Source organism: Allobaculum sp. (assembly GCF_047010065.1).
Lineage (GTDB): Bacteria > Bacillota_I > Bacilli_A > Erysipelotrichales > Erysipelotrichaceae > Allobaculum > Allobaculum fili.
The window spans coordinates 1-3,738 of the sequence record NZ_JBKXLD010000143.1; the positions used below are offsets into that span (position 1 = coordinate 1).

A 3,738-nucleotide genomic window follows, 5' to 3' on the forward strand; every position below is an offset into this window, starting at 1 on the left:
ATATTGTTGATGTCCTGCACGTTGGCAAAAAAGCAGAACTGCCAGAAATTTGCTTTTTTCAAAAGAAGAAATTTTCAGGGATGCCCGCCTCCATTTGAGAAACCGTCTGGATTCGGGTGTATCCTGCGGTATCGTTCTGCAGCGTTCGTATTCCCTTTGAAATGATTTGAAGGGCATGCGTTTTCTGTCGCTTTGCAGGGTTTTGTTTTCCCGTCGAGCCTGGACTCGATGGTCACAAGGATATCTGGTATGACATTTCTAAGGAAAAAAAGGTTAGGCTTTACGATGCACAAGTGGTTTAACCGGACGCCCCAGGCCAGACTTCTGGCCGGCGGCTTTGGTCTGGTCATTCTGATCGGCGCCATTCTTCTCATGCTTCCCATTTCACTGATGCCGGGAAAGCAGCTGAATTTTCTGGATGCGCTGTTTGAAGCCACGAGTGCCGTATGCGTAACGGGTCTGACGGTAGTCGTCCCCGGACAGACCTTCAATTTGTTTGGACGATTCGTTCTGGCGATTCTGATCCAGATCGGCGGTATGGGCGTTGTCCTGCTGGGCATTTTGCTCATACGCGTCGCTGGCGGCAAAATGGGTCTGAAAACGCGGTCCCTGTTTGTCGCCGCCCAAAATCTGACCGACTATTTCGATTTGCAGAAGCTGGCGACGATCATTTTGCGCATCACCTTTACGTTCGAAGCCATCGGCGCGATCTGCCTGTGGTTTCCGCTCATGCGCTACTTTAATCCGCTTCAGGCATTTGGCCATGCCTGCTTTCTTTCCGTTTCCGCGTTTAACAACGCCGGCTTTGACGTGTTTGCAGGCGGGGATTCGCTGATTCCCTTTGCGGGAGACGCCGCTTTCTGCATGACGATTTCCATTCTGGTTATTATCGGAAGCTTCGGCTTTCTGGCGCTGATCGATTTGTGGAAGAAAAAATTCTGCTGGCGCAAGCTGTCGCTGACGACGAAGATCGCCGCGTTCATGACGGTCTTCCTGCTCAGTGCCGGAACGATTCTGCTGAAGTTCACGACCGGACAGACGTGGCTCGAAGCCTGGTTTCAGTCGGTCATTGCCCGAACCGCCGGCTTCGCGTCCTATCCGCTTTCCGCGTTTTCCAACGGCGCGCTGCTGGTATTCATCGTTCTGATGTTTATCGGCGCCTCGCCAAACTCGACGGGCGGCGGTATTAAAACGACAACCGCCTTTGTGATCGGCCTGAAAGCCATCTCCTCGAGTACGGCCCATGATGAGGACAGCTGCTTTTTCCGCAAAGTCCCCAATCTGGTATTCACGCAGGCATTCACCGTTCTCTTTTACGGACTGATGGTCGTCTTTATCGCGACCTTTCTGATCTGTGTAGCCGAAAGCCATCTCGCGCTTTCTGACGTGCTGACGGAAGTCGTCAGCGCCTTTGCGACCGTCGGAAGCAGTACCGGCATTACCGCGTCGCTGCAGCCGGTATCGCGTGTGATTCTGATTGTCGTCATGTTTACCGGCCGACTTGGTCCGGTGACCATTGCCAACCTGCTCGTGACCGGCCGCGCCCATTCCGCTTCGTTCACCGAAGAAAATGTGCTGATCGGCTGATCCATAAGATAAAGAAAAACTGCCCGCCCAGAATGGACAGGCAGCCGGTATAGAAATGAAGCCCGTGACGGAATCGGTAAAAATGCGTTCCGCGAGGCTGGAAAAGTGTTTTTGGGGAAGGAAGATACTTCATGTTCTTTAAGCAAAACAAACAGGAAAAATCGATCGAGATGCCCTCGCAGGGCACATTCGTCATAATCGGGCTGGGCCGTTTTGGTTCCGCCGTTGCGCAGACGCTCGTTGCCAACGGGCAGGAAGTCATCATTGTCGATAAAGATCCGGATCGCGTACGGGAACTGCGCTATCTGACGGATTACGCCTATGTCATCAATCATCTCGATCAGAAATCGCTCGAAGAAATCGGTGTGGCCGACTGCAGCGCCGCGATCATCGCGATCGGTTCGCAGATGGATGCCAACATTCTGGCGACGCTCTACTGCCTGAATCTGAAAGTGCCTACGGTCATCGCCAAAGCCAACTCCAAGGACCAGGGATCGATTCTCGAAAAGATCGGCGCGAAAGCCGTCTACCCGGAATGGGAGATGGGGGAGCGGCTGGCCAACCAGCTGTCCAACAAGCGCGTCATCGATTACTTCTCTGTATCGGGAAATATCGATATCGCCCAGATCGAAGTGCCGCACAATTTCATCGGCAAGCCGCTGAAAGATCTCGCACTTCGACAGAAATACGGCATCTCGATTATCGCCATTCAGAAAGGCGATGAAACGATCGAGGAAATTGATCCGAACTACGTATTCGAAGACAATGAAACGATCATCGTCATCGGATCCAACGAAAATATCCGCGTTTTCGAACAATCCAACGCAGACTGATTCAATGGACGGCAGAAGGCTGGTGCAGACAGAACAGAAGAATTTGTTCTGTACCGGATTTCTGCCATCTTTGTTTGATAGAATAATACGAAGTTAATCCAAAGAAAGGAGCGATCTCTGTGGAAAAACAGCTTGTCCTCGTTACCGGCATGTCCGGTGCGGGTAAAACCTCTGCCATGAATGCGCTCGCCGATCTTGGCTACAACTGCATTGACAACTTCCCGAAGGAGCTTTTGAACTCCCTGGAAAAACTGATGGAAAGCGATGATCCGGCTTACGACCGTCTGGCTCTGACGGCGTCGAGTCAGGACTACGTCGATTTCATGAACTTCTTTGACGCCCTCAGCCGTCCGCTGCAGGTGATCTTTGTGGATGCCAGCGATGAAGAACTGCTGCTGCGCTACCGCTTTACGCGCCGCATGCATCCGCTGCTTCTGAAAAATCAGGCGTCCACGCTCGAAGAAGCGATTGAGCTCGAACGCGATTCCTTTAAAAACCTTGAAGAAAACATGAAGGATACCCTTCACCTCGATACCACGCGGCTGACCCCGCAGGCGCTGGTCAACGCGCTCAAACCGTATTTCAAAAACCCGACCGAACCGGAATTTGCGATTACGTTCCAGTCGTTTGGGTTCAAGCACGGCGTGCCGATGGATGCCGATGAAATTATCGACGTCCGCTTTCTGCCCAACCCGTTTTATGAACCGGCCCTCAAGGATCTGACGGGCAATGACGAAAAAGTGTACAAGTACGTCATGGAACGCGAAGAAACCCGGGAATTCAGCCGGCGTCTGAAAGACTATCTCGACTTCGTGTTTGAAGCCTACCGTTCGCAGAACAAGAACCACATCATCGTGGCGATCGGCTGTACGGGCGGTCAGCACCGTTCGGTCAGCGTCTGCAACTGGCTCAATGAACAGTACAGGAAGGAGTACAAGACGTACTGCTTCCATCGCGATGCCGTCAAGGAGGATGAAGCATGAAAAATGTGGTAGTCATTGGCGGTGGTACTGGTCTTTCCGCGATGATGAGCGGTCTCAAGCATCTCGAAGATATCTCGCTCACGGCCGTCATCACCGTAGCGGATGACGGCGGATCCACCGGGAGGCTGCGCGATATTTACCATACTCCAGCCATGGGCGATATCCGCCATGTTCTCTGCGCCATGGCGGAAGTCGAAGATGACCACCTGTTTGCGGATTTGATGAACTTCCGTTTCAGCGGATCGAGCGACATCGGCGGTCATCAGCTGGGCAATCTGATCTTTCTGGCGCTTATGGACATTACCGGCTCCTTCATGGGCGCCGTACAGGCCCTG

At 52.7% G+C, this 3,738-nt stretch carries 4 protein-coding genes; all 4 read left to right on the forward strand.

Annotation, left to right across the window (positions count from 1 at the left end):
• Positions 1–285 precede the first annotated feature (285 nt).
• A complete protein-coding gene (locus ACLUYS_RS09530) occupies positions 286–1,587 on the forward strand; it encodes a TrkH family potassium uptake protein (RefSeq protein WP_412659729.1) in 1,302 nt (433 codons plus the stop codon).
• Between the two features lie 131 nt (positions 1,588–1,718).
• On the forward strand, positions 1,719–2,420 hold the full coding sequence (locus ACLUYS_RS09535) for a potassium channel family protein (RefSeq protein WP_230268347.1): 702 nt from the start codon (positions 1,719–1,721) through the stop codon (positions 2,418–2,420).
• A gap of 119 nt (positions 2,421–2,539) precedes the next feature.
• On the forward strand, positions 2,540–3,403 hold the full coding sequence (gene rapZ, locus ACLUYS_RS09540) for an RNase adapter RapZ (protein ID WP_288821011.1): 864 nt from the start codon (positions 2,540–2,542) through the stop codon (positions 3,401–3,403).
• The coding region (locus ACLUYS_RS09545) for a gluconeogenesis factor YvcK family protein (protein WP_412659731.1) at positions 3,400–3,738 on the forward strand (339 nt) is incomplete at its 3' end. The genes rapZ and ACLUYS_RS09545, both read left to right, overlap by 4 nt.

Excerpts from the sequence above, each read along its gene's own strand:
- ACLUYS_RS09530 (WP_412659729.1), top strand. The coding sequence starts at position 286 with ATGCACAAGTGGTTTAACCGGACGCCCCAGGCCAGACTTCTGGCCGGC.
- ACLUYS_RS09535 (WP_230268347.1), top strand. The coding sequence starts at position 1,719 with ATGTTCTTTAAGCAAAACAAACAGGAAAAATCGATCGAGATGCCCTCG.